This window comes from Murinocardiopsis flavida, assembly GCF_003014485.1.
GTDB lineage: Bacteria > Actinomycetota > Actinomycetes > Streptosporangiales > Streptosporangiaceae > Murinocardiopsis > Murinocardiopsis flavida.
Map to the genome: position 1 here is coordinate 142,444 of NZ_PYGA01000016.1, position 14,824 is coordinate 157,267.

Genomic DNA, 14,824 nt, shown 5'->3' on the forward strand with positions numbered 1-14,824 from the left:
CACCATTGGCACGATTCCATGGATGAGGGCCTCCCGATCGCGGGCGGGGTTTCGGCGTTCTCGGCGGCGCGGGGCCCGCGGTCCGGTCTTGTCCGCGGGCGGCCCACGTCGAGCCGGAGGGAAAGGGCGGCGACGACGGCGGCATGCCTCCCCCGGCGCCCCAGCGCGCCCACCTCCCCGGCCTGGCATCGCGCACTGCTGAACGTTGCGCGTGAACCGTTCGTCCCCGGCCACGTGTGGATGCTCGGCCGCGACGTCGAGGGCTGGCGTGATCTGCTGCCCAAGCAGCACGAGCGTGTCCAGGAAGCGATTCACGGCGACTTCGCCATCGTCACCCAGGTCGATGACGGCCACCCCGCCGGTGACGACGGGCGCGGCAAGCTCGCCACCAGCAGCATCTCCCAGCCCAGCATCGTGATGGCCATGCTCCACGCCCTGGACGCCGCCGATGGGCACACCGTTCTGGAGATCGGTACCGGCACCGGCTGGAACGCCGCCCTGCTGTGCGAGCGTTTGGGCGACGCGCAGGTCACCTCCGTCGAGGTGGATCCCGAGGTCGCCCGGACCGCGCGAGCCCCCTTGGAGGGGCAGGGGTACAAGCCCGCGGTCATCACCGGCGACGGCGCGGCCGGCGTCGTGGACCGCGCACCCTATGACCGGGTGCTGGCCACGGTCGCGGCCCACGAGGTGCCCTCCGCCTGGATCGCCCAGACGCGGCCGGGCGGAGTGGTCGTCACGCCGTGGGCAACGTGGTTCTCCCCCGGAGCGCTGCTGCGCCTGGTGGTCCACTGCGACGGGTCGGCCTCGGGCCGGTTCGTGGGCTACGCGCCGTTCATGATGCTGCGCGCCCAGCGCAGCGCCTCCCCGCTGGGCCACTGGCGCGACATCGTGAACGAGGACGACCCCGCCGCCCAGGCCGGGCGCACTCGGACCAACCCGCGGTGGATCGCCCACCGCGACGACGGCTGGCGCCTGGTCGCCGGCCACCTGGTGCCCGGCATCGACTTCGTCTCATTCGAGGCCAAGGACGACTCCGGCGAGGCCAGCGTGTTCGTCTACGACCGCGGCGCCGGCTCGGGGTCCTGGGCGCTGGGCGAGTACGAGCCCGGGCGCGACGACTGGGAGACCAAGGTGTGCGGGTCCCGTGACCTGTGGGCCGAGATCGGGCGCGCTTGGGACGCCTGGCAGCGGGCCGGGCGTCCCGGTCGTGAACGGCTCGGGCTCACCGTCGCCGCCGCCGGCACCCAGGCGCTGTGGGCTGATGCTCCCGGCAACGTGCTCGGGTAGCCGGGCTCAACCGTCCTCGTCTGCGCGCCGAAGGGTTCAGCTGTGACGGAGCGGCAGCGACGCCCGCACCACGTGAGCGACGACGGCGAGCACCGTCAGCACGATCCACGGCACCCCCTCGGGGGCGGTCTCCGCGATCCAGGCGGTCGCGGCCAGGACTAGCGCTCCCCCGCCGGTGACCGCTGCCGCGCGAGACGCGCGGCGGCTCGTGGCTTCGGGGTTCCTCCAGGCGGGGGCGACGTGCGCCGTCACGGCAATCACCGCGAGTAGCCCCCATGGGATTCCCGAGGGGGCGAATGCGGATGCCAAGGTCGCCGCGCCCATGCCCAGGGTCCACCAGACGACTGACTGCGCCACCCGCGCCGCCCTGCTGCCGGGCTGCTGGCTGAGGGCGGAGGCCCAACCGGTGGGTGCCGACGCGGGTGCGGGCTCGGCCGGGTCCGCCACCAGCGCGGGCACGCGGTCCATCAGCGACTCGGCGACCTGCGGGTCGTAGTCGGGGCCGAGGTCGCGGGCGACCGCCAGTGCCGCAGCGATGTCGTCGCGGATCTCCTCGTTGCGGCTGCGCTTGGTGTGCACGGTTCTGCTCCGTGGTGGTAGGGGGCGGGTTTCGGGGACGGCGCCGGGTTCGGCGCCGGAGGGAGCGGGGCGCTGTCACTCACCCGCGAGCTCAAGGGTGACACCCAGCAGCCGACGCGTTTCGGTGACGGGAAATCCCTTGCGGTGGGCGAACCCGTCGGCCCCGGTCGTCTCCCTGACCGCGTCGTGCCAGTAGGCGACGTGCGGCGAGTGGTGTCCGCGCAGTTCCTCCTGCCCGGTGACGAACCGCTCCAATGCGGTGCGCCAGACCGAGGGTTCCTGGGCGAGGAACTCCCTGGCGGCCAGGTCCAGGCGGCTGCACGCGGCGTCGACCGCGCCGGTGCCGAAATCCCCCGGTTTCCTGGCCACGACGCCGCGACGCTCGGGCAGTGCGTTCTCGTCGGGAGCGAGGGAGGGATCGTCATGCAGGAGGCAGGCGTAGACGAGGGCCAGGAATCCGGCGACGCGCCGGTGGTGGCGCGAGGACACGTTCTCATAGCGGTCGATGAGGTTCCACGCGCGGCCCTCGGGCACCCGCGCGGCCTGCTGGGCCCGGTGCCCGCTGCGATCGACGGTGGCGTCCAGCGCGGCGGAGACGCGCCGGTCGTGCGGGACACGGGGGTCGGTGACGGGATCACTGACGTGTTCGAGCCAGGCGTCCAGGCCCGCGGCCCGGACGCCCGGGTGGACGCGGGCCGGGTGCGCGGAGCGGTGATCGCGCCATCGGGCCTCGGCCGGCCCCCACCGGGTGTGGGCGCTCTGGCGGGACATGTGGGCGTGGGCACCGATGTCCTCCCAGGACACGCCGCGGCAGCGGGCGGCCACCACGGCGTCATCGACGGTGGCCGCGGCGACGTCGGCGAGTTCGAGGGCGTCGGTCACCAGGGCTGCGGGGTGGCGTTCGCGGTCGGCCCAGGTCTGGGCCAGGTGGATCGCCTGCCAGGCGAGTCGGCTGGAACGGCCGGAGAGCATGAGCCGGGCGTGGTCGGCTTCGGTGAACGCCTCGATCTCGATGTCGGGCAGGGCCGAGCGCCACGCTCCTTCAAGGGCGGACGGGCGAACGGGGTAACCGCCCTTGGGCCGGTCATCTTCATCGGGGAGGCCGTCGGCGGCGGAAGGAGCGCTGTCCATTACGTCATACTACGGTTGACATGATTGTTGTCAACTACATCCTGACGAGGTCCGTGTGCGGCGCGCGGCACGGCCGCCCAGCGGACGGGCCGACCCTGAAAAGCCGAGAACCCCACCCGGGGGTGCGGGAACCGCTTCGTCATGATCGGCGAACGTCGTCATCAGGGGCCACGGTGGGGTCAATAGCGCGGCCTCCGCCGCACCCTTGACCTCAATCCAACTTGAGGTGCGAGGGTGGGCCCATGCCTACGATCAAGATCGGCACCGGCCCGCCCATGGCCATGGACGAACGGGCCGCCGCCGATGCCCCCGCGCCCGCAGACGCAGCACGCCTGATCGAGGAATCGGGACTGGAATCCCTCTGGGTGCCCGACCTGCTCATCGGCGACGGCACCCCCGCGCTGGAACCCGCCCTGACCCTCGCCGCCGCGGCGGCGGCCACCGAACGGGTGAAGATCGGGTTCAGCGTGCTCGTCGTCCCCCTGCGTCCCGCGCCCTGGCTGGCCGCCCAGGTCGCCACGCTCCAGCACCTCTCCGGCGACCGGCTGCTGCTCGGCGTGGGATCCGGCGGATTTCCCGACGCCCCGTTCTGGCAGGCCCTCGGAGTCCCAGCGAAAGGACGCGGCCGCGCCACCGACGCCGCCCTGGCCATGCTGCCCGACCTGCTCGCGGGCCGGCCCGTCACCGTCGCCGACGGGGCACCGCCCCTCACCCTCGCACCACCCGCCGCGCTGCCACCCGTCCTGGTCGGCGGCTCCGAACACGCCTTCACCCGGGTCCTCGACCACGGCCACGGCTGGTTCCCCTCCCTCATCTCCCCGGCTGACCTGGCGCCCGCCGCCGCACGCCTGCGGGAGCGGGCCGCCGAACGCGGCCAGGCCCCGCCCACCGTCACCGTGGGCGGACACCTCGCCCTGGGCACCGGTCCCGACGCCCGCGCCGCCCACGACGCACTGGTGCGCATGCTCGTCGCCGACTTCGCCATGGCACCGGAGGCGGCGGAGCACGTCCCGATGACCGCCCGCACCCCCGCGGAACTCGCCGACATCTACGCCGCCTACCAGGACGCCGGAGCCGACCGCGTCGTCGCAGGAGCCGACAACGGGGACTGGCGGACCCAACTCGACTTCATCGCCGAGGCCCGCGCCCTCCTGGCCTGAGCACCCCGCCCTCCTAGCAGTGGATCTCCGGCCTGCGGCTTTCCGGAGACTGTCGGGGTGCGGGCTCCGGCGCGGTGCTTCGCAGGCCGGTGCGTCCGGCGCCGTCCCGGGGTCTACCCGTGCCAGGCGGTGCCCTGGGTGAAGCAGCGCACCAGATAGTCCTGCAACGACACCACCACCAGGCGGCGCCGGTCGGTGTCGTGATCCCACACGACGATGCCCGGACCGTAATCGGTGTACACGTAGGCGAACTGCGGCCCCATGTCGCTGTCACCGAAGAACACCAGGTCGTCGAACGGCGCGTACAACTCCACGTAGTCGGGCTCGGCGCGGATGGCGAGGTTGTCGTCGATGATGCGCGCCAGCGGCCACACCACCGCGTCGCCGTAGGTGTTGAACACCCCGTCGACCTCGCTGAGCAGCGCCACCAACTCAAAAGGCAGCGGCAGGCCCAGAGCCTTCTCCGCTTCGTCGAGCATCGCCACATCGGCGCCCGGCGCCAGGTCCGCACCGGGGTAGAGGTCTGCGATCAGTTCACGCCACACACCGTGAATCATCACAGGTCATCGCCGACAACCGAAATCCCCCGGGCGCGTGGCGCGAACAACTCCCGCCCGCCATCCCCGCGCCCGCCCCGCACCGGCGCCGTCGTCCCAGCTCACCACCACTACCGAACCTCAGCGCACCGCCGTGCCCGCCGCCTCGGCGGCACCCGCGCGGGCCAAGGCGTCGGCGCGCTCGTTGCCGGGGTCCCCGGCGTGGCCGCGCACCCACACCCACTCCACCTGGTGCGCCGACGCGGCCTCCTCCAGCCGCCGCCACAGGTCCGCGTTCTTCACCGGGGTCTTGGCGCGGGTCACCCACCCGTTGCGCTTCCACCCCGCCACCCACGACGTGATGCCGTTGCGCACGTAGGTGGAGTCGGTGTGCACCCGCACGGTCTCGGCGCGCCGCAGCGCCTCCAGCGCGGCGATGGCCGCCATCAGCTCCATGCGGTTGTTGGTGGTCGCGGGCTCGCCCCCGCGCAGCTCCTTGACGTGGTCCCCGTAGCGCAGGACCGCACCCCACCCGCCGGGGCCGGGGTTGCCGCTGCACGCACCGTCGGTGTGCACGATGACGACGTGATCGTTGGCCATGGCCGACCAATGTAGCGCCCCGCACCCCCTCATCCCGCCCCCGACCACGATTTGCCCCGAAAACTCCCAGGTCAGCGACGTCCACGCGGGTGGGGCCGGACCGGGAAAGACTGGGCCGGAGCACTCCGCTGCACCCGGAATCCGCCGCACCCGGAAAGGGGCGAACCCGCCGTGGCCCGCACCCGTACCGCCCTGGCCGCCAGCGCCGCACTCGCCGTGACGCTGGGGGTGTGCGCGGGCCCCGCCCACGCCGCCGCTGCCGCACCTGCCGCGCCCGCCGCACCCAAGGCCACCACCAGCCTGTACGTGACGCTGGCCGGGAAGTCCACCAAGACCGCCGGGGAATCCGCGCACACCGCCGGCTGCGCCCAGGGCCGCACCGGCCGCTCCGGGGTGCGGGTGCTGTTCCTGGGCACACAGCAGGGCGCCGACCGGCTCCGCCCGCCCGGCACCAGCGCCAAGTCCACCAAACACGCCCCCGCCTCACTGGTGCCGGTGGTCGCCAAGCACTTCACCGCCGGATTCGCCAAATGCCGCACCGGGGGCGCCACCGCCACCCTCGCCCTCGGGGTCAACAACAAGCAGGACGGCGGCGCCAAGGCCGCCACCGCCGGCGCCCAATGGGCGCGCACCGTGCAGTCCGCCGCGAAGTCCGCCACCAAGACGGTGCGCGTCACCGCCGCCATCGACGCCGAACCCCGCTGGTCCAGCCCGGCGTGGGCGCGCGCCTGGGTGAAGTCCTTCACCGACGCCACCAGCACCCCGCTCTACGCCGCGAACTCCGCCGACGGCTGCCCCTCAAGCCCGAAGGGCGCCAACACCTGCGCCAACAAGTGGACGCTCGCCGATGTGCACTACGTGTCCACCGGCGCGGCCCGCACTGTGCACGCGCTGCCGCAGATCTACCGCACCGACGGCATCCAGGCCCGCCAGTGGGCCACCATCTCCACCTGGGGCGCCCGCAACGGCTCAGGGCCGCTGCGCTTCGCGGGCTCCATGTCCCAGCACGGCGCGTGCGGGCAGCGCAGCGGCTGCGGCCGCACCAACAACACCCCGGCCAAAGCCTGGAAGCAGCTCTACGACGCCCTGAACTCCCGCGCCGAGACCCGCCCGGTCCGCCTGCCCACCGCCACCGACATCCGCTGGCTCTGACCCCGTCCGCCCGGTCGTCGCCGACGTGCGCCGGGCCGCCGCGCGCCGCCCTCCACGACCCGGACGAACCCCGACCGCCCACCACCGGGGTACCGAAGGGACCGAGGCCCGTGTGCTGGGCGCCGCTGACGCCAGCGCCGCCGTCCTGCCTGTTGTTGACCCCCAGGGCGAGGATGGCGGTGGCACCGCCGGTGCCGCGGGGGACGCCGTCCGCGCCCCCCTGCGGGACCGCCCCGGTGAGGCGCGCGACGTGACGGGCAGTGAGGGGAGCGTCGCGGTTGGGTCTTGTCCATCGGGCAGGCGCGCGTCACACTCGCTTCGGACGGCGCCCCCGCCCCCGGGCGCGCCGCAGCGAGCACGCTGGAGGCGACATGGCAGGACTGGAACTGGTGCCCAACGAGGACGCCCCCGACACCCTGCTGGTGGTCGATCCGGGCGCCGGCAGACTCGTGGGCGAGGTCATCCCCAGCGACGTCCACCCCGGGAAATGGCGGGCCGCCGTGGCCGACCCGCGCAACGGCTACAGCTTCGTCCGCGTGAGCTCCTCCGGTGAGGAACTCGTCGACCTCCCGCAGGTCGGCACCGAGACGTTCACCAGCCCGTACGCGGCCAAGTCCGCCATCGAACGCAACCGGATCCTGTAACGGCCCGCCCCCTTCGCCCGCCTGATGTAACGCGTGCGAGGGCGTTCTTGACGGCCCTGGTGTCCTGGGGATCTGCGCCTCGCACGGGCCTGTCCGCCCTGTGCGCAGGTTCGCCCAGGGGATCTGCGCCGCGTCCACACCGCGCGCGGGGCTGCGGACCCCGCGCGGTCGGGCCGGGCACGTCCGACGCCCAGAGAACACGCGCCCCCACTGCGGGTTGGTGCGGATGTGGGGGTGGGGGCGGGCCGCGAACCCGGCCTTCAGCGCCCCCGTTGCCGCCGGTGCCGCTATCCCGGCCCCGGGGCACTTGCCGGGCCGTCTGCGGCGGGGTCGCGCGCGAACACCTCGGTGAGCAGCCGGACGAGCAGCCCAGCGTCGGCGTCGAAGGCGACGTGCGCGTTGGGGGTGCCCCGGCTGTCGGGCCGGGTGTCCACCACGGTGCGCCCGACCGTCAGCGGACCGGCCGTGTCGACGGCGACCGGGAGGTGGCGGGTGGTGACGACGTCGGGCTCCACGAGGTAGGCGGTGCACACCACGTCGTGGACCGGCGCGGCACCCCCGCAGGGCGCGGCCGCGCCGTAGGCGTCGATGCGGCGCCCGATGAACCGCGCGGCCGCGGTACCGGCCGGGGTCCCCAGGTCCGCCAACCGCGCGCACGCGGCGCGCGTGACCAGCGCCCGGTGCGTCGCGTCGAGCGGCACGAGGGTGAGGCGGCGAAACCCGGCCGTCAAGACCACATGCGCGGCCTCGGGATCGGCCCATACGTTGAACTCCGCCGAGGCGGTCACGTTCGCCTCGGCGTGCCCGCCGCCCATGACGACCACCTCGTCGACGGCCTCGGTCAGGGACGGGTCGATCGCTAGCACCGTGGCGATGTTGCTCAGCGGACCCACCGGCACCAGGGTCAGCGGCTGGGTCGTGGCCCGCAGTGTCTCCACGAGGAATTCCACGGCCCCGCCCGCGCGGGACGTGCTGCGCGCGGGCGGGATCGGCAGGGTGCTGCCGTGCGGATCATCGTCGGAGTCGCGCTCGAAATGCCGGGCCGACGGAAACCCCGCACGGACGATCGGCCGCGGCAGGCCCGCGAACACCGGCACCTCGGACCGCCCGATCCAGTCCAGGACGCGCAGGGTGTTGTCCATGGTGTTCTCCAGCGGCACGTTGCCGTTGACCGTGGTGACCGCGAGAAGGTCGATCCCGGGGTGCAACGCGGCGAACATGATGGCGACGGCGTCATCGGTCCCGGTGTCCACATCGAGGATGACCTTGCGCCCCACCGACACCACCCCATCGACCCGCACGGCACCGATCGGCCCCGACCAACCGCGACCCTAGCCCGTGCCGCACCCGGGGTCGACCGCGGCCCGACATCATCCGCCGAACGGGGGTCGCACAAGGGGCGGGTGGACCCTGCCGCGCGGCGGCCACCCGCAGCCGGCCCCGCCCCGCAGTGGCCCGGACCCGCCCCCATCAGCCCCGGGCCCCCGCTCGGGAGCCCGCTCCCGCCCGGCCCCTCACCCCCGCCCGATGTAGGGCATCGCCGTCGCCATCAACGTCATGAACTGCACGTTCGCGCCCAACGGCAGCGACGCCATGTGGCGCACCGCCTCGCCCGCGTGCGCCACGTCGAACGACGGCTCACCCCCCGCACCCGCGCCCGGCCCCGCGGTCAACCCCTCCGTCAACCCCGTCGCGGCGTTGCCGATGTCGATCTGCCCGCACGCGATCCCGAACGGCCGCCCGTCCAACGACAGCGACTTCGTCAACCCCGTCACCGCATGCTTGGTCGCCGTGTACGCGATCGACCCCGGACGCGGCGCATGCGCCGCCACCGACCCGTTGTTGATGATCCGCCCGCCCCGCGGATCCTGCGCCCGCATCACCGCGAACGCCTCCCGCGCGCAGTAGAACGCCCCCGTCAGATTCACCCCCACCGCCTCCTCCCACACCGCGTCGGACACCTCGTCCACCACCGCCGCGCCCGGCATCACCCCGGCGTTGTTGAACAGCACATCCACCCGCCCCCGCCACTCAACCGCCGCAGCGAACAACGACCGCACCGCCCCCGCATCAGCCACATCCGTGGGCACCGCCACCGCCGCACCCCCCGCGGCCTCCACCGCCCCCACACACTCCGCCAACGGGCCCCCGCGCCGCCCCGCGGCAACCACCGCGAACCCCCCGGCGCCCAACGCCACCGCCGCCGCCCGGCCGATCCCGCTCCCGGCCCCCGTCACCACCGCGACACCCCGAACACCCACGACCGCACCCCCGCCACACCGCCCGGCACCGACCCCCACACCCTAGAACCCGCCGCCCCACATCCCCGGGGACACCGCCCCTCACCAGGCGGTGGACGTAGCACCACTGCGACCACGCCCACCCGCAACGCACAATGGAACAACAGCACACCGCGAACAGCACACGGAGAGAGCCCACCGATGCCCCAAATCCACTACTACCGGGCCAGCCGCACCCGCCTGCTCGCCTTCTCCCTGCTGTTCACCGTGCTCTCCGTCACCGGAACCGTCCTCCTCGCCCTCACCCTCCTCGCCGGCTTCCTCTCCGCCATCTGGCTCGGCCTGCCCCTCCTCGTCCTCGTCGCCACCCTCATCCGCCGCTACACCGGCGCCGTCCGCCGCATCCTCGGCGAATTCCTCCCCGACGGCCCCATCCCCTCCCCCTACCGGCCCACCAACAACACCACCCTGCGCCGCCGCATCAGCAGCACCCTCACCGACCCCGCCTACTGGCGCGACCTCGCCTGGCTCGCCCTCAACGCCACCGTCGGCCTCGTCATCGCCGCCGTCCCCGCCGCCCTCTTCGCCGCCGCCCTCGACAGCGTCGCCGGCCTCTACTACCACCAGTTCCTCACCGACCCCTGGATCGTCGCGGTCCACATCACCTCACCCCTCGCCGCGATCCTCCTGCTCCCCCAAGCCGCCGTCCTGTTCTTCCTCTTCTGGCTCCTCGCCCCGCCCTGCCTCACCGCCTACGCCCGCCTCTCCCGCCTCCTCCTCGCCCCCACCGAGACCATGCGCCTGTCCGCCCGCGTCACCCACCTCGCCACCTCACGCGCCGAAACCATCGACGCCCAAGCCTCCGAAGTCCGCCGCATCGAACGCGACCTCCACGACGGCGCCCAAGCCCGCCTCGTCTCCCTCGGCATGAGCCTGGGCATGGCCGAGGACATGCTCGAACGCGACCCCCAGACCGCCCAACGGCTCCTCACCGAAGCCCGCGAATCCACCCGCGTCGCCCTCACCGAACTCCGCGACCTCGTCCGCGGCATCCACCCGCCCGTCCTGGTCGAACGCGGCCTCGACGGCGCCGTCCGCGCGTTCGCCGTCGCCCAACCCATGCCCATCACCGTCGACATCGACCTCCCCGGCCGCCCCGCCGACCCCGTCGAATCCGCCGCCTACTTCGCCATCGCCGAAATCCTCGCCAACACCCTCAAACACGCCAACGCCGACCGCGCATGGGTCCGCATCAACCACGGCCGCGGCCGCATGGTCATGGTCGTCGGCGACAACGGCACCGGAGGCGCCACCGCCGCCCCCGGCACCGGACTCGACGGCATCCGTCGCCGCCTGTCCGCCTTTGATGGGACGATGAGCCTCGTCAGCCCGAAGGGCGGGCCGACCATCGTGACCATGGAGTTGCCGTGCGTGTTGTCATCGCCGAAGACCTCGCCCTCCTCCGCGACGGATTGATCCGCCTGCTGGAAGCCAACGACTTCGAAGTCGCCGCCGCCGTCGAAGACGGCCCCTCACTCCTCACCGCACTCCTCGACCACCGGCCCGACGTCGCCGTGGTCGACGTACGCCTGCCCCCCACCTTCACCGACGAAGGACTCCAGGCCGCCATCGAAGCCCGCAAAAAAGTCCCCGGCCTGCCCGTCCTCGTCCTCAGCCAGCACGTCGAACAGCTCTACGCCCGCGAACTCCTCTCCGCAGGCGGATCCGGCGTCGGCTACCTCCTCAAAGACCGCGTCTTCGACGTCGGCCAATTCGTCGACTCCGTCCGCCGCGTCGCCGCCGGCGGCACCGCCATGGACCCCGAGGTCATCTCCCAGCTCCTCGCCATCCAAGACAGCGCCGGCCCCCTCGCCAACATCACCGCCCGCGAACGCGAAGTCCTCGGCGAAATGGCCGAAGGCCGCTCCAACTCCTCCATCGCCGCCCGGCTCTTCGTCACCGAAAAAGCCGTCAGCAAACACATCAACTCCATCTTCACCAAACTCGACCTGCCGCCCTCCCCCGACGACAGCCGCCGCGTCCTCGCCGTCCTCGCCTACCTCTCCGCCGAACAGCACCGCTGAACGCGGCCCCTCACCGCGGCGGCCCCGCCGCCCCCCGATACATCGCGTCGATCTCCTCGGCGAACGCCCGCTCCACCTCCGCCCGGCGCAACCCCCCCGACGCCGACACCAACCCGCTATGCACCCCGAACTCCTCCGGCAGCACATGGAACACCCGGATCGCGGCCTCCGCATCCACCTTGGCGTTCGCCGCCCGCACCGCCGCAGCCACCTCACCGTGCAACGCCGGCTCCGCCGCGACCTCCTCCAACGGCATCGACAACGGCCGCCCGTTCACCAACCGCCAATACTCCACCTGGTCGCGGCCCAACATCACCAACGCCCCCGCACACGGCCGCCCCCGCACCATCACCAGCGCCTGCGCGATCAACGGATGCGCCACCAGCGCCGCCTCCAACACCGCCACCGGATCCACCGCAGCAGCGGCAGCGGCCGGAACGGCAGGCACCCCGCCGGTCGCCGGACCCCGCCCCGGCCCAGGCCCCCCGCCCGCAGCCGCCCCCACCGTCAAAAACCCCGCGTCGTCCAGGCTCCCCACGACCCCCGTCGCCAACCAGCCCTGCCGAAACGCCCGCTCACTCGCCTCCGGCGCCCGAAAATACCCCGAGAACACCGACGCGCCCCGCACATGCACCTCACCCTGGCGCGACAACCGCACCTCCATCCCCGGCGCCGGCCGCCCCACCGTGCCCACCCGCCGGTTCGCCCCCACGTTGAACGTGACCGCGCCCCCCGCCCGCACCACACCGAACGCCTGCACCACCGGCACACCCGCACCCCCGTAGAAATGCGTCAACCGCGGCGCCAACTCACCCCCCGCACACACCGCGAACGCCACACGCCCGCCCAGCTCCTCCCGCACCCGCACGAACGCCCACTCGTACATCCGCCGCGAGAACCGCCGCCACGCACCCCCGCGCCCATCACGGTCGAACTCCACCGCATGCCGCACCGCATTCGTGAACGTGTGCAGCACATCGGAGCCCTCCTCCCGCGCCTGCGCCAACTCCGCCGCATACACCGCCTCCAACAACCCCGGCGTACACACCAGCACCCGCGGACCGAACGACCGCACCTCCGCCAACCGCGACCGCACACCCCTCGACGCCAACCCCACCCGCACCCGCGCCACCACACACGCCAACAGCACCGAATGCCCGAACGTCCCCGCCAACGGCAACCCCAACAGCGCGTCCGGCTCCGCCACCCCCTCCACCATCGGCCCCACCGCACGCACCGCCGACTCCGCCGCCGCCAGCAGACTCCCATGCGTGAACACCGCGCCCAGCTCCCCACCCGCCGTCGTCACCGGGTACACGATCGCCGCAGGATCACTCCGCGACGTCTCCTCACGCCGCAACAACACCGCCGACGGATCCATATACGCACCCGTCCGCACCACCTGCTCCAACTCCCCCGGGCCCCGCTCACCCAGCACCGGACTGCGCCCCAACTCCGGCAACTCACGCCCCGCCACCGCCACCACACCCGCATGGCGACGCGACTCCACAATCACCCGCGCCGGACGGCAATCCAACAGGATCCGATGCAACCGGGCCCCCGAACACCCCGAATGCACCGGAACCAGCACACCCCGCACCGCCCACACCGCGAACGCCACCACCGGCCACTCATACCGGGTCGAACACACCAGCACCACACGGTCGCCCGGCGCGATCCCCGCCGCGATGAACCCCTTCGCCAACGCCGTCACATCACGCAGAAACCGCGACCACGACACATCGACCCACCCCGCGCCGTCCTCGCCGTCCTCCCACCGCGCGAACGCCGCCGCACCCGACGCCGCCTGAGCATTGACATACGGCAGATCGCCCAGACCCAGAACCCCGGACGCATCAGGCTGCGGCATCGAGCCCACTCCTCAACAACAGCGAGGGGACGGCCGAGGCGCCCCCCAGCTACCCCGACCGCCCCGCCGACAAGCAGATCACCCGATTCTGCCCTACCGCACACCCAATCCCGCACCCGGGCGAACCCCGCCCACCAGCCCGCCGATCAACGCGCCGCCACATGGCGCACCCGCGCCGCCACACCCGCGAACACCGCCACCGCAACCACACCGGTCGACGCCATCACCACCACCATCGACCCCAGACTCGGCTGACCACTCGCCGTCAACCCCGCCATCGCGGCCAAACCCCCGCCCACCGCGAACTGCAACGAACCCACCAGCGCCGACGCCGTCCCCGCCACCGAACGCGGCTGCGACGAAATCGCCAACGTCGTCGCATTCGGGAACACGAACCCCACGCTGAACATCATGAAACAGAACACCGCCGTCAACGACACCAGGCTCGCCCACCCGGTACCCCACAGCACACCCAGCACGGCCACCGCCGACAACGCACCCGCCAACCCCGCAGCCAACCGCCGCGGCGTCGACACCCGACCGATCAGCGCCGCATTCACCTGCGTCCCCGCGATCATCCCCACCGTGTTCACCGCGAACATCCAACTGAACTGCTGCGGACTCGCACCGAACTCGTTCTGCGACACGAACGAGAACGCCGAAATGTAGGTGAACATCATCGCGAAACTCAACGCCAACGTCAGCGTCGGACCAATGAACCGCGCATCACGCAGCAGCATCACCAACGTCGACCCCAACTGCCGCGCACCCCGCGCCTGACGCTGCTCCCGCGGCAGGCTCTCCGGCAGCCACAACAGCACCACCACGAAACTCACCGCGGAAACCGCACCCAACACCACAAAACTCAACTGCCACGGACCCACCAGCAGCAACTGCCCGCCAAGAATCGGCCCCAACATCGGCGCCAACCCCGTCACCAGCATCAACCGCGAAAAGAACCGCGCAGCCCCATCACCGTCGAACAAATCCCGCACCACAGCACGCGAAATCACCGCACCCGCGGCACCCGCCACACCCTGCACAAACCGCAAACCCACAAACACCGGCGCCGACGGCACCAACACACACGCCAACGACGCCACCGTGAACACCGCCACCCCGATCAACAACGGAGTACGACGCCCCCACGCATCACTCATCGGCCCGATGAGCAACTGCCCCGCGCCCATCCCCACCATGATCGCCGTCAGCGTCAGCGCCACCTGCGCCTCAGACGCCCCCAAATCCGCCGCGATCTGCGGAAACGCAGGCAGATACAGGTCAGTCGCCAACGGGCCGGTCGCCGTCAGCGTCCCCAGCACCAACACCAACAACGCCACAGCGCGCCGCGACCGCGGCGGCGCACCCGCATCGGCACGGCCGGCACCCCGGGCAGCGGAACGAGACAGGACAGGGGAGGACACAGGACTCCTTCACGGAAATGAAAAGCAAGCGAAAGCAACGGAAGACAACCCATGACCCCGCCACCACATCAAGCCAACACCCCAACACCCCACCCGAAATCCCCAAACCACCGAAAT

General features: G+C 72.3%; 14 protein-coding genes. 6 read left to right on the plus strand and 8 right to left on the minus strand.

The window, feature by feature from the left end; genetic code table 11:
• Window positions 1–240 precede the first annotated feature (240 nt).
• Window positions 241–1,287 (plus strand): methyltransferase domain-containing protein, encoded by a 1,047-nt coding sequence (locus CLV63_RS21735; RefSeq protein WP_245928977.1) that lies wholly within the window; start codon window positions 241–243, stop codon window positions 1,285–1,287.
• A gap of 36 nt (window positions 1,288–1,323) precedes the next feature.
• On the opposite strand, the gene CLV63_RS21740 is transcribed toward CLV63_RS21735, so the two are convergent.
• Window positions 1,324–1,866: a hypothetical protein gene (locus CLV63_RS21740; protein WP_106585015.1), complete on the minus strand. Its 543-nt coding sequence runs from the start codon at window positions 1,864–1,866 to the stop codon at window positions 1,324–1,326.
• A gap of 75 nt (window positions 1,867–1,941) precedes the next feature.
• Complete coding sequence (locus CLV63_RS33260) at window positions 1,942–2,997, minus strand: hypothetical protein (RefSeq protein ID WP_146165630.1); 1,056 nt, start codon at window positions 2,995–2,997, stop codon at window positions 1,942–1,944.
• 242 nt (window positions 2,998–3,239) lie between these two features.
• On the opposite strand from CLV63_RS33260, the gene CLV63_RS21755 reads away from it, so the two are divergent.
• Window positions 3,240–4,157: an LLM class flavin-dependent oxidoreductase gene (locus tag CLV63_RS21755; protein ID WP_106585018.1), complete on the plus strand. Its 918-nt coding sequence runs from the start codon at window positions 3,240–3,242 to the stop codon at window positions 4,155–4,157.
• 113 nt (window positions 4,158–4,270) lie between these two features.
• On the opposite strand, the gene CLV63_RS21760 is transcribed toward CLV63_RS21755, so the two are convergent.
• Window positions 4,271–4,714 carry an SMI1/KNR4 family protein gene (locus CLV63_RS21760; protein ID WP_106585019.1) on the minus strand — a complete coding sequence of 148 codons (444 nt, stop codon included), beginning with the start codon at window positions 4,712–4,714 and terminating at the stop codon, window positions 4,271–4,273.
• A 120-nt stretch (window positions 4,715–4,834) separates the two neighbouring features.
• The gene (rnhA, locus tag CLV63_RS21765; protein ID WP_106585020.1) at window positions 4,835–5,293 is read right to left on the minus strand and encodes a ribonuclease HI; all 459 of its coding nucleotides are present in this window, start codon (window positions 5,291–5,293) and stop codon (window positions 4,835–4,837) included.
• A 171-nt stretch (window positions 5,294–5,464) separates the two neighbouring features.
• Between rnhA and CLV63_RS21770 the strand changes: the two genes are divergently transcribed.
• The gene (locus tag CLV63_RS21770; RefSeq protein ID WP_106585021.1) at window positions 5,465–6,445 is read left to right on the plus strand and encodes a hypothetical protein; all 981 of its coding nucleotides are present in this window, start codon (window positions 5,465–5,467) and stop codon (window positions 6,443–6,445) included.
• A 371-nt stretch (window positions 6,446–6,816) separates the two neighbouring features.
• Window positions 6,817–7,089: a hypothetical protein gene (locus CLV63_RS21775; RefSeq protein ID WP_106585022.1), complete on the plus strand. Its 273-nt coding sequence runs from the start codon at window positions 6,817–6,819 to the stop codon at window positions 7,087–7,089.
• Window positions 7,090–7,376: 287 nt separating this feature from the next.
• On the opposite strand, the gene CLV63_RS21780 is transcribed toward CLV63_RS21775, so the two are convergent.
• Complete coding sequence (locus tag CLV63_RS21780) at window positions 7,377–8,390, minus strand: nucleoside hydrolase (RefSeq protein WP_211301410.1); 1,014 nt, start codon at window positions 8,388–8,390, stop codon at window positions 7,377–7,379.
• A gap of 213 nt (window positions 8,391–8,603) precedes the next feature.
• Window positions 8,604–9,389, minus strand: coding sequence for an SDR family oxidoreductase (locus CLV63_RS21785; protein ID WP_342751424.1), 786 nt, complete (start codon window positions 9,387–9,389; stop codon window positions 8,604–8,606).
• 141 nt (window positions 9,390–9,530) lie between these two features.
• Here CLV63_RS21785 and CLV63_RS21790 point away from each other — a divergent pair, with 141 nt between their 5' ends.
• Together CLV63_RS21790 and CLV63_RS21795 are read left to right on the plus strand one after the other, a co-directional pair.
• Window positions 9,531–10,805, plus strand: a complete 1,275-nt coding sequence (locus tag CLV63_RS21790; RefSeq protein ID WP_106585024.1) for a sensor histidine kinase — start codon at window positions 9,531–9,533, stop codon at window positions 10,803–10,805.
• Window positions 10,757–11,413 carry a response regulator transcription factor gene (locus CLV63_RS21795; RefSeq protein WP_106585025.1) on the plus strand — a complete coding sequence of 219 codons (657 nt, stop codon included), beginning with the start codon at window positions 10,757–10,759 and terminating at the stop codon, window positions 11,411–11,413. The genes CLV63_RS21790 and CLV63_RS21795 overlap by 49 nt, the downstream gene beginning before the upstream one ends.
• 10 nt (window positions 11,414–11,423) lie before the next feature.
• On the opposite strand, the gene CLV63_RS21800 is transcribed toward CLV63_RS21795, so the two are convergent.
• Window positions 11,424–13,283, minus strand: a complete 1,860-nt coding sequence (locus tag CLV63_RS21800; protein WP_106585026.1) for an AMP-binding protein — start codon at window positions 13,281–13,283, stop codon at window positions 11,424–11,426.
• A 146-nt stretch (window positions 13,284–13,429) separates the two neighbouring features.
• The gene (locus CLV63_RS21805; protein WP_449288804.1) at window positions 13,430–14,623 is read right to left on the minus strand and encodes a multidrug effflux MFS transporter; all 1,194 of its coding nucleotides are present in this window, start codon (window positions 14,621–14,623) and stop codon (window positions 13,430–13,432) included.
• Window positions 14,624–14,824: the final 201 nt, after the last annotated feature.